Origin of the sequence: Kerstersia gyiorum, from assembly GCF_004216755.1 — a bacterium.
Classification (GTDB): domain Bacteria; phylum Pseudomonadota; class Gammaproteobacteria; order Burkholderiales; family Burkholderiaceae_B; genus Kerstersia; species Kerstersia gyiorum.
In genome coordinates, this window is the sequence record NZ_SGWZ01000002.1 from 121449 (window position 1) to 141974 (window position 20526).

Sequence of the window (20526 nt, forward strand, 5' to 3'; positions counted from 1 at the left end):
CGCATGGTGCGGTTCCGAACCGTTAAAGGAGAAGAGGCATGGATCTGTCAGATTTGAAGAAGCTGGGACTGGATGTCGAATTTCCGTTCAAGAAGAAGTATGAAAACTATATCGGCGGCAAGTGGGTGCCGCCGGTGGCAGGCAATTACTTCGAGGACATTTCGCCCATCACCGGCCAGGCCTTTACCAGTGTGCCGCGTTCCGACGCGCAGGACATCGAACTGGCGCTGGACGCCGCCCATGCGGCACGTGCGGCCTGGGGCCGGACGTCCGCTGCGGAACGTTCCAATATCCTGCTGCGCATTGCCGACCGCATCGAGCAGAACCTCGAGCGCCTGGCGGTCGCCGAAACCATAGACAACGGCAAGCCGCTGCGCGAAACCCTGGCGGCGGACCTTCCGCTGGCCGTCGATCACTTCCGCTATTTCGCGGGTTGCCTGCGCGCCGAGGAGGGCGCCATTTCCGAGATTGACAGCACCACGGTCGCCTATCACTTCAAGGAGCCCATCGGCGTTGTCGGCCAGATCATTCCCTGGAACTTCCCACTCCTGATGGCTGCATGGAAGCTGGCGCCGGCCCTGGCCGCTGGTTGCCCGGTGGTGCTCAAACCGGCAGAACAGACGCCGGCCTCCATCCTGGTGCTGGTGGAACTGATCGGTGAGCTGTTGCCCGCTGGTGTGCTGAATATCGTCAATGGCTATGGCAAGGAAGCCGGCGAGGCACTGGCCACCAGCAAGCGCATCGCCAAGGTGGCTTTCACCGGCTCCACGCCGGTCGGTCGCCACATCCTGCACGCTGCGGCGGAGAACCTGATTCCGGCGACAGTGGAACTGGGCGGCAAGTCTCCCAATATCTTCTTTGCCGACGTGCTCGACAAGGACGATGCTTTCCTGGACAAGGCGCTGGAGGGCCTGTCGATGTTCGCCCTGAACCAGGGGGAAATCTGCACGTGCCCGTCGCGCATCCTGATCCAGGAGTCCATCTACGAACGCTTCATCGAAAAGGCCATTGCCCGCGTGAAATCCATCAAGACCGGCAACCCGCTGGACCGCCAGACCATGGTGGGTGCACAGGTTTCCAAGGTGCAGATGGACAAGATCCTGTCGTACATCGACATCGGCCGCAACGAAGGGGCGGAATGCCTGATCGGCGGCGCGCGCAACGCGCTGCATGGCGGGCTGGAAGAGGGCTACTACATCAGCCCGACGCTGCTGCTGGGCAAGAACGATATGCGCATCTTCCAGGAGGAAATCTTCGGGCCGGTGGCTGCCGTCACCACTTTCAAGGACGAGGACGAAGCCATTGCCATTGCCAATGACACGTCCTTCGGTTTGGGGGCTGGCGTTTGGACACGCGATGGCTCGCAGGCCTACCGCGTGGGGCGCGGCGTGCAGGCAGGCCGCGTCTGGACCAATTGCTATCACCTCTATCCGGCGCATGCTGCCTTCGGAGGCTACAAGGAATCCGGCATTGGCCGCGAAACCCACAAAGTCGCTTTGTCGAACTATCAGCAGACCAAATGCCTGCTGGTGAGCTACAGCCCGAACGCACTGGGCTTCTATTAAGGCATGACAGCAGGCAAGGGTTCCCGGGGTTGCGGCCCCGGGGGCGCCCGCCTGCACGTGGTTTGCGGCATTGGAAAGCGCCGCAAATGACTGTGGCGGACGGCATGACGGGGATCAATGCGCCCCGTCGGGCTTTTGTCCATGATGGAGTCTGGTTTGTTCAAGGAGCTTATCCATGCAACGCACAATGAAAGCGGCAGTCCTGCGCACTTTCGGCCAACCCCTGCAGATTGAAGAAGTGGAAGTGCCGCGCCCGGGCCCGGGCGACATCCTCGTCAAGATCGAGGCTTGCGGCGTATGCCATACCGACTTGCACGCCGTCGAGGGCGATTGGCCGGTAAAGCCCAATCCGCCCTTCATCCCTGGCCATGAGGGCGTTGGCCACGTGGTGGCTGTGGGCCAGGGCGTGACGCACGTGAAGGAAGGCGACCGTGTCGGTATCCCGTGGCTGTATTCCGCCTGCGGTTATTGTGAACACTGCCTGGGCGGCTGGGAAACACTGTGTGAAAAGCAGCAGAATGCGGGCTACTCGGTCAATGGCGGATTTGCCGAGTATGCGCTGGCCAATGCGTCCTATGTCGGCCTGCTGCCGAAGAATGTCGACTTCATCGAAATCGCGCCCATCCTGTGCGCGGGTGTGACGGTCTACAAAGGCCTAAAGATGACCGACACCAAGGCCGGGCAATGGGTGGCGATTTCCGGCATTGGCGGCCTGGGGCATGTGGCCGTGCAGTATGCGCGGGCCATGGGCTTGAATGTCGCGGCAGTCGACGTCGATGATGAAAAGCTGGAACTGGCGCGCAAGCTCGGCGCCACGGTCACGGTCAATGCGCGCAATACCGACCCGGCAGCCTATCTGAAGCGTGAAGTGGGCGGCGTGCACGGCGCGTTGGTCACGGCAGTGTCGCCGATTGCATTCCAGCAGGCCATGGGGATGACGCGCCGTGGCGGCACGATCGCGCTGAATGGCCTGCCGCCGGGTGAATTTTCGCTCTCCATTTTCGACATGGTGCTCAACGGCACAACGGTACGCGGTTCCATCGTAGGGACCCGCCTGGACCTGCAGGAAGCCCTGGACTTCGCAGGCGAAGGCAAGGTCAAGGCCACCGTGGCCTCCGACCGCCTGGAAAACGTCAACGATGTGTTCGACCGCATGCGCAACGGGAAGATCAACGGCCGGGTCGTCCTTGACCTGGCTGCCTGACGGACGTCTATCCCCGGCGAGCGCTGGCGCAAGGCCAGTCGGCGCATCGGCGCTATGAGGCAAATGCCCCCGGCTATCCTGCACGGGGGCATTTTCATGATTTTTTCAGTGGATGTGCTGCACGGTGTGGTGGCGTGTATGGCGCCTTTGCTACCGCCTCGGGCAGCACGAAAGGGGCGGTGCCAAGTGCTTGGTGCCACGCCAGGTGATGGCTGAGACAGAGATGGCGATTGCCGGGCGGGATGCCCGGCATTGGCCTGTCTCAGGCGTCGCTGCTCTCGGTCGCGTCTATCGACTGCGCCACGAAGCCGCCGCTCTGGCGTTCCCACAGGCGCGCGTACAGGCCACCCTGGGCCAGCAACTCCGCATGCGTGCCGCTTTCGACGATATGCCCCTGGTTCAGCACGACCAGCCGGTCCATGCGGGCAATCGTGGACAGGCGGTGCGCGATTGCAATGACCGTCTTGCCGCGCATCAGTACGTCCAGGCTGTCCTGGATGGCCGCTTCCACCTCGGAGTCCAGCGCCGAGGTGGCTTCGTCCAGCACCAAGATGGGGGCATTCTTCAGCAGTACCCGGGCGATGGCGATGCGCTGGCGCTGTCCACCGGAAAGTTTCACGCCGCGTTCGCCAACATAGGCGTCCAGGCCCTGGCGTCCGTCGCCATCGCTCAGCTTGGGTACGAAGTCGGCCGCGCTGGCCTGTGCAAGTGCCTGGAGCAATTCTGCGTCGCTGGCGCCGGGGCGGCCATACAGCAGGTTTTCGCGGATGGATCGGTGCAGCAGCGAAGGCTCCTGGGTCACGATGCCGATCTGTTCCCGCAGACTGTCCTGCTGCACTAGCGCAATATCCTGATGGTCGACCAGAATGCGGCCGCCTTGCACGTCATAGAGCCTCAGCAGCAGGTTGACCAGTGTGGACTTGCCGACACCGGACGGACCGATCAGGCCGATTTTCTCGCCTGGCTTGATGTGCAGATCCACGCCTTGCAATACCGGGTGGCGTGCATCGTAATGGAACTGGACATGGTCGAAACGGATATCGCCCTGGGTCACCGTAAGCGGTTTGGCATCCGGGACGTCCACGACCGAGCGTGGCTGGGCGATGGTGCGCAGGCCATCCTGCACCACGCCGAAGTTCTCGAAAATACCGCTGACGACCCACATGATCCAGCCGGACATGGTATTGATGCGGATGACCAGCCCGGTTGACAGCGCAATGACCCCCAGCGAAGCCTGGCCGGTGTGCCAGAGCCAGATGGCAAGCCCCGCCGTCCCGGCGATCAAGATGCCGCTGAGGCTGGTAATCGCGAAATCCATGGCGGTGATCACGCGGCCGGACATTTGCGCCTTGGCGGTCTGTTCGGCCATGGCGCTCTGGGCATGCTGTTCTTCCAGGCGCGTATGGGCAAAGAGCTTCAGGGTGCTGATGTTCGTGTAACTGTCGACGATACGGCCCAGCAGCTTGGCGCGCGCGGCTGCGGAGGCGGCCGAACGGCGTCGCGCAAGCGGCACGAAATAGGACAGCATGCCGATGTAGCAGGCCAGCCAGAACAGCAGCGGCAGGGTCAGCAGCCAGTCTGCCTGAGCGAACAGATAGATGGCGCTGCCGGAATACACCACCATGCGCCACAGCGCGTCCACCATCTGCACCGAGGAATCGCGTAGCGCCAATGACGTTTGCATGATGCGGCTGGCAGTCCTGCCGGCCAAGTCATTCTGGAAGAAGGCCAGGCTTTGCCCCAGGACATAGCGGTGGTTCTGCCAGCGGATCATCGTGGTGAAGTTCGGATTGATGGTCTGGTGCACGATGAGGTTGTGCAGGCCGGATAGCACCGGGCGCACCAACAGCGCAATGATTGCCATGGTCAGCAGGGCAGGACCGTGTACCGAGAAGAAGTCTTCCTTGGGGGTGGACTGCGCCATGTCGACGATCTGGCCGATGAAGCTGAACAGCGCGACTTCTACCAGCGAACCGGCCAGGCCTACCACCAGCAACAGGGCGAACCAGTGCCAGACCTGTTTCAGGTAGAAGCGGTAGAACGCGCCGACGGAATCAGGCGGAGCGATATCGGGCGCGGGCCGGAACGGATTGATCAGGTCTTCGAAGCGTTTGAACAGGGACGGCTTGGTCTGTTTTGGCATGCGGTGCTCGGAAATGGGAAAACGGTTCGCGGCATGGCGGCGGCCATGCATGGCCCGCGACGGCCAGGGTTGCGAGTGACGCGCTCAGGGGCGCGATTCGGCTTGCGGTACGGCGGGCGGTTCTGGTTCGGCGGCGCTGTCAGGCGCCGCTGGCCCGGGGTGTTCGGGGTGCGGGTGGTAATGACGCACGCGCCAGCGCACGCGCAAGTCGCTCCAGAGCGGAGGCATGGCGAGCACCAGCAGGAAAAAAGCCAGCGGCAGCGTCATGGAGTAGCCCCAGGCCTGGAAGCCGAATGCGCCGGTCATGGCGCCGACCAGGAAGGATAGCAGCAGCTTGCTGTGCAGGACCAGTTTGGTCCGGTTGGCGACCACACGGCCCTGGCCGCGACCGGTGGCCTTGGGGCTATTGATATAGAACAGTTTGCCCAGCTCGATGCCGATGTCGGTCACCATGCCTGTCACGTGGGTGGTGCGGATGACGGCATTGGAGATTTTGGTGATGAGCGCGTTCTGCAGGCCCATCATGTAGCACAGCAAAACGACGGTGGGCGGTTGCAGGAAACTGACCTGGCGGGCGATCTGCGCGCCGATCAGGCCGAACAGCAAGAGCAGCCCGGCTTCCAGCAGCATGGGAATGGAATATTGCGAATGCAGGCGCCGCCGCCTGGCATAGTTGACCAGGATGGAAGTGGTGATGGCGCCGGCCAGGAAGGCGCAGATGGCGATGACGCAGGCCAGTGCCAGTTCCAGGTTGCGGGCGCTGAGGTGGTCGGCGATGCCCGACACCATGCCCGACATATGCGAGGTGTACTGCCCGACAGCCAGGAAGCCGCCAGCATTCGCCGCGCCAGCTACGAAAGCCAGGCACGCGCCCAGGCGCGCGTCGTTCTGTGGCGTACGACGCGTGTCGGTCCAGTGTGTGTAGCGCAACGACATGACCCATCCAAAAGCGGAGAGCAACGGGAACGGGAGCGTATTGCCTCGGCGGGGCCGTGGCGACGCGCTGCGACAGTTCGGTTTTCGCTTGTCATTATAGGAGCGCACTGCCTGCAGTGCAGCATTCCGGGCCGGCTGCCGCTGTTTGTGGCGCGACAATCGCGATGCGGCTTGTCCGGCGTGTTTGTTCCTTGCCGGTATGAGGTCTGGCCGCCATGCAGGCATCGGCCTGGAGCGCCCTGTCGGCGGCAGGCCTTCAGGCTGGAAGAAGGGGATGGCCTGCAGGGGCAGGAATGCCGGGGCGTGGTGCTATCATCATTTGCCTGAAGACGGTGCGAGCGCCCGACCTGGCGTTGTTTCCGCGATTCCCTTACCCTCGCCATGGCGTTTTTACAGGCCGAGCCGGCATGCGTTCCAAGAAAACTTCCTCCCGTACTTCATCTGATACCCGGCCCAGGCGGCAGATTCCGCGTGCCGGTGGCGCGTCGCTGGTTGCGCTCCTGTTGGCTTTTCTGGCCTGGTGCGTGGGTGGGGATTGGCAGGGGCTGGTACAACGGGTAGTGGACGTCGTGCAGCCGGATGCCGGGCCGGACAGGCGTCCGGCCGTGGCAGACGGGTCCTGGCCTGCATTGCCCCAGGGACAGTACCGTTATGACTTGCAGGGCCAGGTCGTCCATGTCGCGGACGGCGATACGCTGACCTTGCGGCCGGCTGGCGAGCCCCAGCGGCGTATCCGCCTGGCAAATATCGACGCACCGGAAACAGGAGACGGCGCCGCACGTCCCGGCCAGCCGCATGGCGTTGCCGCCCGGCGCGAACTGGACCGCCTGGTGGCCGGCAGGAACCTGAAGCTGCGCTGTTACGAAGAAGATCAGTACGGGCGCGATGTCTGCGATGTCATGCTGGGCGAAAACGATAGCGCCAATCGCCGTATGGTGGCGGCGGGTTATGCCTGGGCCAACCAGCAAGGCAAGGGCAAGCACCTGCGCGACCGGCATGTACTGGTGCTGGAGCAGCAGGCGCAGCGCGATGGCCTGGGCATCTGGGCAGACAGCGGAGCGATACGCCCCTGGGTATGGCGCTATGATTGCTGGCAACAGGGGAAATGCTGAGCGGCAGGCATTGTTCGGCCGGCTAGGGCCTGCAGGATAAAAACAGGGCGTGACAGTCTGTTCTAGGGGGAAGGGGATGGGAGCATCGTGGGCGCGGTGGGGGGCGGCGCTGGCGGCCGTGGCTGGGCTGGCGGGGTGCGATCACGCGCCGGTGAACAGTCCGTATGCCGATGGCGCCATGGAGCAGAATACGCTCTACACCACTTTTATTTCCCGTTCTCCCAAGTCGCTGGACCCGGCGAAATCCTACGCCACGGATGAAACCCCCTATACCTACAACATCTATGAGCCGCTTTACGGGTATCACTATCTGAAGCGTCCCTATGAGCTGATTCCGCGTGCCGCCGAGGCCATCAGCGAACCCGTTTATTACGATGCGGACGGCCAGCGCCTGCCGCCGGATGCGCCGGGCGATCGCATCGCCGAAAGTGTTTATGACATCCGCCTGCGTCCGGGCATCCTGTTTCAGCCGCATCCGGCTTTTGCCCGCACCGAAGATGGCGCCTACCGTTATTGGCCGGTTGCCCAGGCAGACCTGAAAATGGTCACGGGCGTGCCTGATTTTCCGGAAACCGGCACGCGCGAATTGACTGCGCACGATTATGTCTATGCTTTCCGGCGGCTGGCCCATCCCCGGTTGGCGTCACCGATTTTCTCTGTCATGGCGGAGCACGTCGAAGGCATGGAAGATTACGGCGCCCGCCTGAAGCAGGTTTATGCACAGCTGCTGGCGGATTTTCGCCAGCAGCAACCCGCCGCCGACCGGCGCGAACAGCCCTGGCTGGATTTGCGTCAGTACGGTTTTTCCGGGGTGGAGGCGCTGGATGACCATACCCTGCGCGTACGAGTCAAAGGCAAGTATCCACAGTTCAAGTACTGGCTGGCCATGACTTTCCTGGCGCCTGTCCCCTGGGAGGCTGACCGCTTTTATCATCAGCCGGGCATGGCCGAGCGTGACCTGTCGCTGGATAGCTGGCCGGTGGGCACCGGGCCATACTACCTGGCTGAATCCTTGCGCAACCGGCGCCATGTCTTGCAGCGCAATCCGAATTTCCGGGGTGAACCCTATCCGTGCGAAGGCGAGCCCGGTGACCAGGAAGCCGGGCTGCTTGATGACTGCGGCAAGATGACGCCGTTTGTGGACCGAGCGGTGTTCAGCATGGAAAAGGAAGCGATCCCGCTGACAGGCAAGTTCATGCAGGGCTATTACGACCTGCCGCAGATCGAGCGCGGCGAGCTGGGGGTTGCCATGCGCGTGGCGGCTGGCGATTCGGCCGACAAGGCTGCGCGTTACGCCGAACGCGGTATCCAGTTGCCCAGCACGGTGGAGACGACGATCTGGTACATAGGCTTCAACTGGAACGATCCGGTGGTGGGCAAGGGGGACACCCCGGAACAGGCCGAGCGTAACCGCAAGCTGCGCCAGGCCATCAGCATCGCCTTCGACTGGGAAGAATACGTGGCCCTGTTCGAGAACAGCCAGGCATTGGTGGCGCAGGGGCCGGTGCCGCCGGGCGTGCTTGGGTATGACGACGGCCCGGACGGTATCAATACGCAGGTCTACGATATCGTCGATGGCAAGCCGGTGCGCAAGTCGCTCGAAGAGGCCAGGCGCCTGCTGGCCGAAGCCGGCTACCCGGATGGCCGGGATGCCGAAACCGGCAGGCCGCTGGTGCTGTTCTACGATTCCATGACGGGCGTGGGTTCCAATCCGGCCGAAGACTGGTACCGCCGCCAGCTTGCCAAGCTGGGAGTGCAACTGGAGGTGCGAGCCACCGACTTCAACCGCTTCCAGGAAAAAATGCGCAATGGCAGCGCGCAGATATTCATGTGGGGTTGGGTGGCGGATTATCCGGATGCCGAGAATTTTCTCTTCATGCTGTACGGTCCCAACGGCAAGGCGGCCTTTGGCGGTGAGAACGCCGTCAACTATGCCAGCCCGGAATTCGATGCCCTGTTCGAACAGATGCGTTTCCTTGATGATGGCCCGGAGAAAAAAGCGTTGATCGACCGCATGGTCGTGATTCTTCAGCGTGATGCACCCTGGATGTTCGGTTACTTCCCGATGTCCGGCGGCGCCTATCACCAGTGGTTGCACAACGCCAAGCCCACCCAGATGGTGCGTAACAACCTGCCGTATCTCCGGGTGGACGTGGCGCAGCGCGTGGAGCACGTGGCGCGCTGGAATGCGCCCTCATGGTGGCCGCTATGGCTGGCCGGTGTATTGGTGGCGTTGGGGGCGTTGCTGGCCGTGTGGGCGCTGCGTCGCCGTGATCATCAGGCGGCTCGGCCCGCCGGAGGCAAGCAATCATGATGGCCTATACCTTGCGCCGGCTGCTGCATGGCGTGCTCATCCTGATCGGGGTCAACCTGCTGACCTTCCTGCTGTTCTTCTGGGTCAACAGCACCGATGACATGGCGCGCATGGCCATAGGCGGACAGCGCATCAGCCAGCAGGCGGTCGAACAGTGGAAGACGGCGCATGGCTATGACAAGCCATTGTTCTACAACACTGAGGCGCAGGGGAGCGCCAAGCTGACTGACACTATTTTCTACACGCGTTCGGCTCCCTTGCTGGTCATGGACTTCGGCCAGTCGGATGCCGGGCGGGATATCGGCCGGGAAATCCGGGATCGCATCGGCCCGAGCCTGGCCCTGGCCATACCCAGTTTCATCCTCGGCATGGCGGCGAGTATCGTCTTTGCGCTGCTGCTGGTGTTCTTCCGGGCGACGCGGCTGGATTTCTGGGGTGTGGTGCTGTGCGTGGTGCTGTTGTCGATTTCCAGCCTGTTCTACATCATTGCCGGGCAGTGGCTGTTTGCCAAGGTTTGGCAGTTGGTGCCTTATTCGGGCTATCAGCCGGGCGCCGACATGATCCGCTTCCTGGCGTTGCCGGTACTGGTGGCCGTTATCGCACGCCTGGGGCCGGAAGCGCGTTTCTATCGCACCCTGTTCCTGGAAGAAATCGGCAAGGACTACGTGCGTACGGCGCGTTCCAAGGGCCTGTCTGAAACCGTGGTGCTGTTCCGCCATGTCCTGCGCAATGCCTTGCTGCCTATCTTGACCGGGGCGGTATCGGCCATTCCCCTGCTGTTCATGGGCAGCCTGGTGGCCGAGGCCTTTTTTGGCATTCCGGGCCTGGGCAGCTACACCATCGACGCCATCAATGCCCAGGATTTTGCCGTCGTGCGCGCCATGGTGTTTTTGGGGGCAGCGCTGTACATCGTGGGCGTACTGCTTGCGGACATCTCATATACCTTGGCCGATCCCCGGGTCCGTTTTCAATAGGCGCCACGCATGCCCAAGTTCGTTCTGCTCTGGACCGATGCCGCGCTGTTCCTGGTGCTGGCCTTCATTCTGATCTACAGCTGGCGGGCCCGCCGCCTGCCGGCGCTGCGTGCCAGCTGGCGTGCCGTCTTTCGCCGGGCGCCGGCAGCCTGCTCGGCGCTGGTGCTGGTGGTGTTCGGCAGTATTGCCTTGCTCGATAGCATCCATTTCCGCCCGCAATTGCCGCCAGCGCCGGGCGCGGCTGCGGGGGCCGCGCCCAATTACGCGCCGGTGGTGCGTTCTGCGCTGGACCTGCTGCTGGACGGTACGGCGTTGGCCGCAACGGAAAAAACCTATTCCGCGCCTCTGGCAGCCTACCAGTTCACCAAGGAATCCTTGCTGCTTGATGGCGTGACGGTACGGGACTTTCCGCGGCTGCGCCATGGCGGCGCGCATCTGGAGGATCCGCCTGCGCAGCGGGGCGGCGATATTGCCAGACGGTTGGCAATCGGCGCCGGGGCAGGCATTCTGGCCGCTGTGGCGCTGGCCGTGGCGGGGCTGCTGGTGCTGGGCCGGCGTGCCGGCGGCTGGCGCCAGGCCGGGGCGGACGTGTTGGCAAGACGCACGGCCTACCCCTGGCTGGCGCTATGGTGCACGGCCGGCGTGCTGCTGGTGCTGGTGGCGCTGGCCGTCAGCCTGGCCGGGGGCTACCATGTCCTGGGAACGGACCGGACCGGCAACGATGTGCTTTGGCAGGCATTGAAGAGCCTGCGCACGGCCCTGGTCATCGGGTTCCTGACCCTGATGGCCATGTTGCCGCCAGCCTTGTTCTTTGGTATTGCAGCCGGCTACTTCAAAGGCCGGGTCGATACCGTCATCCAGTATCTCTACACCATTCTGACGTCCATTCCGGGAGTGCTGCTGATCGCGGCCTGCGTACTGCTGATGCAGGGCTTCATCGACCGACACCCGGAACTGTATGGCACGGCTGCCGAGCGCGCGGACCTGCGCCTGTTCCTGCTGTGCATGGTGCTGGGGCTGACGGGCTGGGCCGGGCTGTGCCGCCTGTTGCGGGCTGAGGCGCTCAAGTTGCGTGAGCTGGAATACGTGCAGGCGGCGCGCGCCTTTGGCGTTTCGCATTGGCGCATCATGCTACGCCATCTTCTGCCCAATGTGACGCATATTGTCCTGATTACTGCCGTCCTGGAGTTTTCCGGGCTGGTGCTCTATGAAGCCGTGTTGTCCTACCTGGGCATAGGCGTGGATGCCACCACGCGTTCCTTTGGTTCGATGATAGACATGGCGCGGCTGGAAATGTCGCGTGATCCGATGGTGTGGTGGAACCTGTTGACCGCATTCGGCTTCATGCTGGCACTGGTGCTGGCTGCCAATCTGTTTGCCGATGCGGTACGCGATGCTTTCGACCCGAATGGCAGCCATGTCAGCCCGCGCCGCCAGCGGATGCGCCGGGCACTGGCACGCCAGCGGGCTGCGCGCGCGGTGCAAGGGGAATAATCATGAGTCAGAAAAAAACAGGCGCGGCTGCGTCGGGGTTGCTGGAAGTCAGCGGCCTGGATGTCGATGTGGACAACGGACTGGATGATGTCAGGGTCGTCCGCGACCTGGCCTTCAGCATCGCCAGGGGCGAGACCTTTGCGCTGGTGGGAGAATCCGGCAGCGGCAAGAGTATGACGGCGCTGGCGCTTATGCGCCTTCTGCCTGCGGCCGCTCAATTGAGCGGCGGTACGGTGCGGCTGGATGGCGAGGAAATCTCCGGGGTGTCGGAGCAAGCCATGCGGCGGGTACGCGGCGGGCGCATTGGCATGATCTTCCAGGAACCTGCCACCAGCCTGAATCCGGTCATGCGGGTCGGCGACCAGATCATGGAAACCTTGCAGGCACACACCGAACTGCGCGGTGCGGCCTTGCGCGAGCGGGCGATACGCTGGCTCGATAGGGTCGGCATCGCGGAGGCGGCCAGCCGGATAGACGATTACCCCTTCCAGTTTTCCGGAGGGCAGAAGCAGCGCATCATGATTGCCATTGCCCTGGCCGCCGAGCCTGCGCTGCTGATTGCCGATGAGCCGACCACGGCGCTGGATGTGACGGTACAGGCGCAGATTCTCGATCTGCTGGCCGATATCCAACGTGAGCTGGACATGGCGGTACTGCTGATCAGTCATGACCTGGCGGTTGTGCAGCGCGTGGCGGACCACGTGGCGGTCATGCGGCATGGCGAGTTGCTGGTCAGCGCACCGGCTGCCGTCTTTTTCCGGCAGGCAGGCCATCCGTATGTGCAGCAGCTTTTCGACGCCATTCCTTCCTATGACAAACGTGGGCGGCCGCTGAGCAGCGGCGCTGGGGCGGTAGCGCCTGCTGTGCCGGCAAGGTCGGCGGCAGCGGCAGAATCAGCCGCAGCAGCAATCCCGGCAGCAGTGGCGGCAGGGCCTGCAGCGGGTGACGAGGCCAGGTATCAGGCGCCAGGCGCCATGCCGGCGCTATCGGTCCGGGACCTGACGGTGTCTTACCCGAGCGGCAACGGCAGCTGGTTGCGGCGGCGTGCGCGCAAGCGCGTCGTCGACGGGCTGTCGTTCGAGCTTCAGGCGGGTGAAACGCTGGCCCTGCTGGGGGAATCCGGGTGCGGCAAGACCACCACGGGCAAGGCCTTGCTGCGCCTGCTGGATGCGCAGGCGGAAGTGGGGGGCGACGTTCGCTTGCAGGGGGTGGACGTGTTCCGGGCAGACCGCCGCGCAATGCGCCGCTTGCGGCGAGGCATACAGATCGTGTTCCAGGACCCGTATGGGTCGCTGGACCCGCGCATGCGGGTCGGGCAGGCTATCGAGGAAGGGCTGGCGTCCTTGCGTCCGGAATGGGATAAAACGGAACGCCAGCGGCGTATCACCAGCCTTCTGCACAGGGTGGGACTGCCGGAAGATGCGGCCTTGCGCTGGCCTCATGAGTTTTCCGGCGGTCAGCGCCAACGCATCGCCATTGCGCGGGCGCTGGCGGTCGAGCCTGCCGTACTGGTGCTGGACGAGCCGACCTCGGCGCTGGATGTCTCCATCCAGGCGCAAATCCTGGACCTGCTGCGCGAATTGCAGGCTGAAACCGGTATGGCCTATCTCTTCATTACCCATAACTTCGGCGTAGTGGAATACATGGCCGATCGCATCGCAGTCATGGAAGCTGGCAGGATCGCCGAAATCGGCGCCGCGCATGAGGTGCTGGGCCAGCCGCAGTCCGAGGCTGCCAGGCGCTTGCTGGCAGCGGTGCCGAGGTTGGCGCTGGGCGAACAGGTGGGGGCGTGAGCCGGTGGTTCCTGGCGGTGTTGCAGCGTTTCAGTAGGGGTCGGCAGGGCGTGCAGGCCGCATTTGCCCGCAGGCCTGGCGCAGCGCGGCCGCGAAGCGTCGGCAGGTTTCCCTGGTGCGGCTGTCCCGGCGCGTAAACAGCGCAATCGGCGGCAATTGCCAGCCCAGGGTGTAGGGCACGATGGCAACACCGGCTACGCGCACCAATTCATTGGCGATGTCGGCGGGAACGATGGAGATGGACTGTTCGCTGCTGGCGATCAGCGCGCCGATCAGTTCTGCCGAATGGCTTTCGGTGATGGGCAAGGGCGGCACGATGCCGGCTTGCAGGAACAGGCCGGCCACCTGTTCGCGCATGGGGGTGCCGGGGGCACCCAATATCCAGTCCAGTTCAGCCAGTGCCTGCCAGTCCAGCGGGCGGCGGCTCAGTTGCGCGGCCAGCCGGCGGTTGGCGATCAGACGCGGCGGCTGTGGGTAAAGCGGTTCGAAATCCAGGCCTTCCAGGTTCAGGGCCGGGTCGGCCCGGCCGATGGCGGCATCCAGGCTGTGGTCGCGTAGCTGGGCCAGCAATTGCGCGCTGCTGCCTTGGTGCATGCGGACGGCCAGGCGTGGCGGCTCCTGCTGAAGCAGGGCGAGGGCATCGGCAACGATACGGCTGGAAACGAAAGGTGTTACCCCGATCTGCAGGCGCGCCGCCAGCCCCGCGCCCGAGGCCTGCACGTCATGCACCAGATGGCCGAGGTCATTGATGATTACCGATGCCCGCGCCAGCACCACTTCGCCCAGGGCGGTAGGCGCCATGCCGCGCGACGAGCGGTTGAACAGCTGGGCCCCAAACAGGGATTCCAGTTCGCCCAGTGTATTGGTGATGGCGGGTTGGCTGGTGGACAGGTGTTCGGCCACGCGTGTCAGAGAGCCATGCTGCTGGATCAGAAGCAGCAATTGCAGGTGCCGCATTTTCAGGCGGGCGGACAGACGCCGCGCCATGAGCTGCGCGTCGTGCAGCGCATCCTGCGCCGTCACTGCGCCAGCTGTTGGGTCAGCGGGGCCCGTCAGGGAAGGGAGCGTGGGCTGCGGTTCAGTCATGACGAAGGAGGGACGCGAAGCAGTGGCGGATCAGGCGTGAGGCAGGTCGTCCACGGTCTTGCTCATCGCCATAATGAAATGGTTATGGAGTAATCATATAACAGAATAATTTTATTATGCGGCAGGCCTAGAATTGCTTCATCGGAATGAAGGAGCAGGAAAATGGGCAATAAAGACCGCGAAGCCGCATTGCATTACCACGAGTTTCCCGTGCCGGGGAAATTGTCCGTCGTCTCCAGCAAGCCCCTGGTTACCCAGCGGGATCTGGGCCTGGCCTATACGCCGGGCGTGGCTGCCGTGTGCGAGGAAATCGCGGCAGATCCCGCCAACGCTGCCCGTTACACAGGGCGCGGCAACCTGGTGGGTGTCATCACCAACGGTACTGCAGTGCTGGGCCTGGGCCATATCGGTGCGCTGGCTTCCAAGCCGGTGATGGAAGGCAAGGCCGTGCTCTTCAAGCAATTCGCAGGTATCGACGTGTTCGATATCGAGATCAACGAAACTGATCCTGACAAGCTGGTGGACATCATTGCCAGCCTGGAATCGACGTTCGGCGGCATCAATCTGGAAGACATCAAGGCACCGGAGTGCTTTACCGTGGAACGCAAATTGCGCGAACGCATGAGCATCCCGGTGTTCCACGATGACCAGCACGGCACGGCTATTTGTGTGGCGGCAGCGTTCATCAACGGCCTGAAGGTTGTGCAAAAGGACATCGCCGCAGTCAAGGTCGTGGTCTCCGGCGCAGGCGCGGCGGCACTGGCCTGCCTGGAATTGCTTGTGGACCTGGGCTTGCCGCGCGAGCACATCTGGGTGACGGATCTTGAAGGCGTCGTCTTCGAAGGCCGCACCGTCCTGATGGACGAAACCAAGGCGCAATATGCACAGGCGACAGACGCGCGTACCCTGGCGGAAGTCATTGAGGGCGCAGACGTGTTCCTGGGCCTGTCTGCCGGAGGCGTGCTCAAGGCCGATATGCTGCGTGGCATGAATGCCCGTCCGCTGATTCTGGCGCTGGCCAACCCAACACCGGAAATCACGCCGGAGCTGGCGCATGCCACGCGGGGCGATGTGGTCATGGCGACAGGTCGGTCGGACTATCCCAACCAGGTCAACAATGTTCTGTGCTTCCCGTACATTTTCCGTGGCGCCCTGGATGTCGGAGCTCGCACCATCACTCGCGCCATGGAAAAGGCAGCAGTTCGCGCGATCGCCGGGCTGGCGCAGGAAGAGCAGAGCGACGTGGTGGCGGCAGCCTATGGCGGCAGCGATGCGCGCTTTGGCCCGGAGTACCTGATTCCCAAGCCCTTTGATCCGCGTTTGCTGGCACGTGTGGCGCCGGCGGTGGCGCAGGCGGCCATGGATGATGGCGTGGCCACCCGTCCGATTGTCGACATGGATGCCTATGTCGAGCAATTGCGCCAGTTCGTCTACCATTCCGGCGCATTCATGAAGCCGGTCTTTGCGGCGGCCAAGCAGCAGGTCCGCCAGGGCGGCAAGGCGCGCATTGTCTTTACCGAAGGTGAGGACGAGCGTGTGTTGCGTGCAGTACAGGTCATCGTCGATGAAAAACTGGCTCGGCCTATCCTGGTTGGCCGGCCCCAGGTGCTGCTGGCGCGTATCGAGAAGTTCGGCTTGCGCTTGCGCCTGGGACAGGATGTGGAAGTCACCAATCCCGAGTACGACGAACGTTTCCATCAGTACTGGACCAATTATTGGGAAATGCGTTGCCGTGATGGCGTGACCAAGGAAATGGCGCGTGTGGAAATGCGCCGGCGGCTGACCTTGATTGGCTCCATGATGGTCAAGCTGGGCGACGCCGACGGCATGATCTGCGGAACGGTCGGGGCATACCATGACCACCTGCGTTTCATCGACCAGGTCATCGGCAAGAAACCGGGCGCAAAAACGTATGGCGCCATGAATATCCTGCTGCTGGGCGAACGCACGCTGGCTCTGGTCGATACCCACGTCAACGACGACCCGACCGCCGAGCAGATCGCCGAATTCACCATTGCCGCAGCAGAGCGTATGGCGCATCTGGATTTGCAGCCCAAGATCGCCTTGCTGTCGCGCTCCAATTTCGGTTCGGGCAGTTCTGCTTCCGGCGTGAAAATGCGCCAGGCGCTGGATCTGGTGCGCAAGGCCGCGCCGCATCTGGAGGTGGATGGGGAAATGCATGGCGACAGCGCGCTGGACGAAGCATTGCGCCTGCGGCAATTGCCTGGCTCGCCGCTCAAGGGCGCGGCTAACCTGTTGGTCTGCCCCAACGTGGATGCCGGTAACATCGCCTACAACCTGCTGAAGACGGCGGCCGGGCGCAATGTTGCGGTCGGGCCGTTCCTGCTGGGTGCTGCGGCCCCGGTGCATATCCTGACATCCAGTTCCACGGTGCGCCGCATTGTGAACATGGCCGCGCTGGCCGTGCTGGATGCCAACCACGAAGAAGCCCAGGCCTGAACGGACTGCGCCAGCGCTGCGGGCCGCCGCCCGGATATCCCCAGGGATGTCCGGCCAGTTGGCAGCGCGGTGGCGTTTTCGGTACCGGTCAGCCAGGTACGGGCGCCAGACTGAACGTGGGCGACAAAAGACGCGGCAGGCAAGCGCGCCACAAGTAAAAAAGCCTGGACTCGCACATTGCGGGTCCAGGCTTTTTGGTGATCCGCCAGCCAGGCTGGCAAATCCACAGGGGGCATGGGTTGCTGTTGCAACCCGTCCCGGGGCAGGCGCAGCGCGCCTTGCCGGGGGAAATTACATCACGCGGCTGCGGTATTCGCCGGTGCGGGTGTCGATTTCAATTTTGTCGCCGATTTCGCAGAACAGCGGCACATTGATATCGTAGCCCGTGGTGATCTTGGCGGGCTTGAGAACCTTGCCGGAGGTGTCGCCACGGACAGCCGGTTCGGTGTAGCTGATTTCACGCACGACGATGGTGGGCAGTTCCACGGAGATGGCGCGGCCATCATAGAACACCACTTCGACCTGCATGCCTTCTTCCAGGTAGTGCAGGGCGTCGCCCATGCTGTCGGCTTCGACTTCATACTGGTTGTACTCTTCATCCATGAAGACGTACATCGGGTCGGCGAAGTAGGAGTATGTGCAGTCCTTGCGTTCCAGCAGGACGACTTCGAACTTTTCGTCGGCCTTGTAGACCAGTTCGCTGCCCGAGCCGGTGAGCAGGTTCTTGAACTTCAGCTTCACGACCGCGGCGTTGCGGCCAGACTTGTTGTATTCGGCTTTCTGGACCACGAGGGGCTCGCTGCCCACCATGACCACGTTGCCCACGCGCAGTTCCTGTGCGGTCTTCATGATTTAAAACTCCGGGTATTTTCAGCAAAGGTGCTGGCCGGTCGCGCTCGGAAGGCCGGGACGGGACACGAACAGGCGCGACTTGACAAAGCTCGCCATTCTATCATGGATCCCATAATCTGCTGGTAACGGCACGCAGGAAAGCCGTCTCCGGCGCTCAAGGCGAGGGGAGTTTTCCCTGGCAGAAAGCCACCAGTTGCTGGCCCAAGTCAGGTTGCCGCGCCTGTGTGTCGCTGTCGTGGCGCGCGTGCTGCTTCCAGGCCTGCCATGCCGGGCCGTTTAGCAGGTTGGCCCATGAATGCATGGTATCCGGGTTGGCTGCCGGCTGGGGGGGGCTGTCCTGGTTCCAGGCCATGAAGGCGTCCTGCACGGCAGGCGGCAGGCTGCCGCAGGCCAGCCAGGCCTGCAGCTTTTCCAGGTGTGCGGCATCGTCCTGCGGGTAGATGTGCCAAAGCAGGGGACGGCCGGCCCAGACGGCGCGCACCAGCGAATCTTCGCCGCGCACCAGGTTCAGGTCGGCGCTCCACAACAGACGGTCGAATTCGGCATGACGCACGAATGCATGGCGTGCCACATGCAGCCGGCCTTGCCGGCCTGTCGGCAAGGCAGGTGCAACGCCTTCGGGAACCAGCAGCAGGGTCGGGCGTGTGTCGCGGGCCAGGGCACTGGTCAATGCTGGCAGCGGAGCATGGGGGTAGCAGAACAGATTGATCAGGCGGCAGTCTGCCAGACGCCATTGCGCCAGCGCTGCCTCTTCCAGGCCCAGTGATTCCAGGAGCGCGGTGGCGTGCTTGCGGTCGGCCTGCCAGTGGGTGCGTTCGACCAGCAGGTCCGGTTCGCGCAGCAGCCCGCCCGTGCCAGGCAGGAAACCTGGGAAGAAAAAGTATTTTGGAACGCCATTGGCCTGCTGCGATGGCAGCAGGTGGCAGCCCGTGACCCAAGGCTCGGCGCTCAGGTACTCAAGGTTCAGCCAGAGATTGCGGTCTGGCGACAGCCTGGCCAGATAGGCCGCAGGCGGGTCGCAGGCGAACGCTTCAATGCAGATATCCAGCGGCGGCAGGTCTGGCGGCGACGCGTTCCAGTGCACCAGTTCGATGCCTTCCAGCCAGCCCCGTCCGTCATGCAGTGTGGCGGAGGGCTCCAGCCGCGCCAGGGCTTCTGGGGCATCCACCCAGAGCCTGATCTGCCAGCCGTGGTCGCGCGACAGGTTGCGAGCCAGGCGCAGGCAGACGCCGATGTCGCCATAATTGTCGATGACGCGGCAGAACAGATCGGCGGAAAGAGCGGAAGCGGCTGAAGTCATATGGGTACGGGAGCGGGCGGCGCCAGGCGGGGCAGGCGCCGCCCGCTCCGGGCCTCAGTGGAAGGTGCCGGGGTTGATGTCGAGGTCTTCCGGCAGTTCGGCGTGCACCATTTCGCCGACCGCGTTGGGGAATAGCGGGCCGCCGCAGTCGTCGCAGGTATCGGGCGGGAACACACCGGGCAGGCGCCGGATTTCATGCACGCCCAGGCTGTTGAGGTGCGAGGATATTTGCTCGAGGATGGCCTGGTAAATATCCGTAGTATCGCTGTCGAGTTCTTCGTCACGGCCGAAAATGGGCCAGATGCAGCCGTAATAGACGTCGTTGCTGTCACGTACGCCCAGGCTGATGCGGAACTCTTCCGGGCCGCCGGCGCTGCAATGGCAAATGACCGCGCGCAATTGTCCGGTTTCCAGGCCGACGGACGTATGCAGCCAGTTGACGGCGGCGGTCAGTGCCAGCGGGCGGATACGTTTGTCCGAATCGCGGTTGCTGACGTAATAGGCGTCCGGCAACATGACCTCCACCGCGCAGCCGGGCAGCATGGCGGCAAAGCTGGGTGCGGCCTGTTCAGCCCAGGCTGCCAGGCTGCTTTCGCGCGTTGCCGGTGTTTCATTTGCGGTTTCCTGCCAGGCGAACAGCGCCTCGCCTTCGGGAACCGCAATGGCGCCGACCAGGTAACGTGTGTCTGCCAGCATGGGCGGAACTTCCACGTCTGGTCGTGTGAGGTGGCGGCTGGTGCGCTTGCCCAGCGCCTGGTTGCCCAGGGTCTGCAGCCATTGCCAGGTTTCGGAAAAGCTGCGCGGCAACTGGTCGACCCCGATCAGGTGCGGGAACAATGCCAGCCTGGCATTGCCCGCCAGGACATGCCCGCTCATCTGAGCTGCCAGGGCTTCGAGCTGGCGCGCGGGGATGGCGCCGTGTGGAATCTGGAAGCGCGTCCAAGCCAGCACCGGCGCGGTCACGAGGACGACGTCATAGCGCTGCTCATCGACAGTGATCGTCGCGGATTCAGACAGGGTTTCGATAAGTTCGACCAACAGGCCGTAGGCGTTCTGGTCATTTTGCAGCAGATGCTCCAGCGCGTTTTCCAGCGCAGCATCATTGCCGGTGCGCAGCAGCCGCACCAGGATCGCTTCCAACTGTTTTTCCCAGTAGCGGTCTTCCGTGCGGCAGCCAGACTGGCCCAGCGCAGTCGCCAGGGAAACAAGGCGTGCGGCATCGCGGGACGGGCGTTGGGAGGAGCGTTGGGTTTGGAACATGTGTGAGGAATGAGGCCGTTAATCTGCGTGTGA

14 protein-coding genes are annotated in these 20526 nt (G+C 63.3%); 8 read left to right on the forward strand and 6 right to left on the reverse strand.

Going from position 1 to position 20526, the window contains the following annotated elements:
* Positions 1-38 precede the first annotated feature (38 nt).
* Positions 39-1565, forward strand: a complete 1527-nt coding sequence (exaC, locus tag EV679_RS06905) for an acetaldehyde dehydrogenase ExaC (RefSeq protein ID WP_068368929.1) — start codon at positions 39-41, stop codon at positions 1563-1565.
* A gap of 175 nt (positions 1566-1740) precedes the next feature.
* Positions 1741-2769, forward strand: a complete 1029-nt coding sequence (adhP, locus tag EV679_RS06910; protein ID WP_068368927.1) for an alcohol dehydrogenase AdhP — start codon at positions 1741-1743, stop codon at positions 2767-2769.
* 262 nt (positions 2770-3031) lie between these two features.
* Here the strand turns inward: adhP and EV679_RS06915 are convergent, their stop codons facing one another.
* Entirely contained in the window at positions 3032-4912 is a 1881-nt protein-coding gene (locus EV679_RS06915; RefSeq protein ID WP_068369422.1) for an ABC transporter ATP-binding protein, read from the reverse strand.
* Between the two features lie 84 nt (positions 4913-4996).
* A complete protein-coding gene (locus tag EV679_RS06920; protein ID WP_130486833.1) occupies positions 4997-5848 on the reverse strand; it encodes a YoaK family protein in 852 nt (283 codons plus the stop codon).
* 407 nt (positions 5849-6255) lie between these two features.
* On the opposite strand from EV679_RS06920, the gene EV679_RS06925 reads away from it, so the two are divergent.
* From EV679_RS06925 to EV679_RS06945, 5 genes are all read left to right on the forward strand, one after another.
* Positions 6256-6960 carry a thermonuclease family protein gene (locus EV679_RS06925; RefSeq protein ID WP_165389984.1) on the forward strand — a complete coding sequence of 235 codons (705 nt, stop codon included), beginning with the start codon at positions 6256-6258 and terminating at the stop codon, positions 6958-6960.
* A gap of 76 nt (positions 6961-7036) precedes the next feature.
* Positions 7037-9274 carry an ABC transporter substrate-binding protein gene (locus tag EV679_RS06930; RefSeq protein WP_068368920.1) on the forward strand — a complete coding sequence of 746 codons (2238 nt, stop codon included), beginning with the start codon at positions 7037-7039 and terminating at the stop codon, positions 9272-9274.
* Positions 9271-10248: an ABC transporter permease gene (locus tag EV679_RS06935; RefSeq protein WP_068368918.1), complete on the forward strand. Its 978-nt coding sequence runs from the start codon at positions 9271-9273 to the stop codon at positions 10246-10248. Before EV679_RS06930 ends, EV679_RS06935 begins: the two co-directional genes overlap by 4 nt.
* 9 nt (positions 10249-10257) lie before the next feature.
* Complete coding sequence (locus tag EV679_RS06940; RefSeq protein WP_068368915.1) at positions 10258-11742, forward strand: ABC transporter permease; 1485 nt, start codon at positions 10258-10260, stop codon at positions 11740-11742.
* A gap of 2 nt (positions 11743-11744) precedes the next feature.
* Positions 11745-13535: an ABC transporter ATP-binding protein gene (locus EV679_RS06945; protein ID WP_130486835.1), complete on the forward strand. Its 1791-nt coding sequence runs from the start codon at positions 11745-11747 to the stop codon at positions 13533-13535.
* A 30-nt stretch (positions 13536-13565) separates the two neighbouring features.
* Here EV679_RS06945 and EV679_RS06950 read toward each other — a convergent pair whose 3' ends face one another.
* Positions 13566-14522: a LysR substrate-binding domain-containing protein gene (locus EV679_RS06950; RefSeq protein WP_083969512.1), complete on the reverse strand. Its 957-nt coding sequence runs from the start codon at positions 14520-14522 to the stop codon at positions 13566-13568.
* A gap of 261 nt (positions 14523-14783) precedes the next feature.
* On the opposite strand from EV679_RS06950, the gene EV679_RS06955 reads away from it, so the two are divergent.
* Positions 14784-17081 (forward strand): NADP-dependent malic enzyme, encoded by a 2298-nt coding sequence (locus tag EV679_RS06955; protein WP_068368904.1) that lies wholly within the window; start codon positions 14784-14786, stop codon positions 17079-17081.
* 291 nt (positions 17082-17372) lie between these two features.
* Here the strand turns inward: EV679_RS06955 and efp are convergent, their stop codons facing one another.
* The 3 genes from efp to EV679_RS06970 form a co-directional block, all read right to left on the reverse strand.
* A complete protein-coding gene (efp, locus tag EV679_RS06960) occupies positions 17373-17930 on the reverse strand; it encodes an elongation factor P (protein WP_068368901.1) in 558 nt (185 codons plus the stop codon).
* A gap of 157 nt (positions 17931-18087) precedes the next feature.
* Positions 18088-19233 (reverse strand): elongation factor P maturation arginine rhamnosyltransferase EarP, encoded by a 1146-nt coding sequence (gene earP, locus EV679_RS06965; RefSeq protein ID WP_130486836.1) that lies wholly within the window; start codon positions 19231-19233, stop codon positions 18088-18090.
* Between the two features lie 54 nt (positions 19234-19287).
* Positions 19288-20493: a DUF2863 family protein gene (locus EV679_RS06970; RefSeq protein WP_127773560.1), complete on the reverse strand. Its 1206-nt coding sequence runs from the start codon at positions 20491-20493 to the stop codon at positions 19288-19290.
* Between the last annotated feature and the right edge of the window lie 33 nt (positions 20494-20526).

Coding starts and splice junctions, on each gene's coding strand:
- exaC (WP_068368929.1), top strand. CDS start 39: ATGGATCTGTCAGATTTGAAGAAGCTGGGACTGGATGTCGAATTTCCG.
- adhP (WP_068368927.1), top strand. CDS start 1,741: ATGCAACGCACAATGAAAGCGGCAGTCCTGCGCACTTTCGGCCAACCC.
- EV679_RS06915 (WP_068369422.1), bottom strand. CDS start 4,912: ATGCCAAAACAGACCAAGCCGTCCCTGTTCAAACGCTTCGAAGACCTG.
- EV679_RS06920 (WP_130486833.1), bottom strand. CDS start 5,848: ATGTCGTTGCGCTACACACACTGGACCGACACGCGTCGTACGCCACAG.
- EV679_RS06925 (WP_165389984.1), top strand. CDS start 6,256: ATGCGTTCCAAGAAAACTTCCTCCCGTACTTCATCTGATACCCGGCCC.
- EV679_RS06930 (WP_068368920.1), top strand. CDS start 7,037: ATGGGAGCATCGTGGGCGCGGTGGGGGGCGGCGCTGGCGGCCGTGGCT.
- EV679_RS06935 (WP_068368918.1), top strand. CDS start 9,271: ATGATGGCCTATACCTTGCGCCGGCTGCTGCATGGCGTGCTCATCCTG.
- EV679_RS06940 (WP_068368915.1), top strand. CDS start 10,258: ATGCCCAAGTTCGTTCTGCTCTGGACCGATGCCGCGCTGTTCCTGGTG.
- EV679_RS06945 (WP_130486835.1), top strand. CDS start 11,745: ATGAGTCAGAAAAAAACAGGCGCGGCTGCGTCGGGGTTGCTGGAAGTC.
- EV679_RS06950 (WP_083969512.1), bottom strand. CDS start 14,522: ATGGCGCGGCGTCTGTCCGCCCGCCTGAAAATGCGGCACCTGCAATTG.
- EV679_RS06955 (WP_068368904.1), top strand. CDS start 14,784: ATGGGCAATAAAGACCGCGAAGCCGCATTGCATTACCACGAGTTTCCC.
- efp (WP_068368901.1), bottom strand. CDS start 17,930: ATGAAGACCGCACAGGAACTGCGCGTGGGCAACGTGGTCATGGTGGGC.
- earP (WP_130486836.1), bottom strand. CDS start 19,233: ATGACTTCAGCCGCTTCCGCTCTTTCCGCCGATCTGTTCTGCCGCGTC.
- EV679_RS06970 (WP_127773560.1), bottom strand. CDS start 20,493: ATGTTCCAAACCCAACGCTCCTCCCAACGCCCGTCCCGCGATGCCGCA.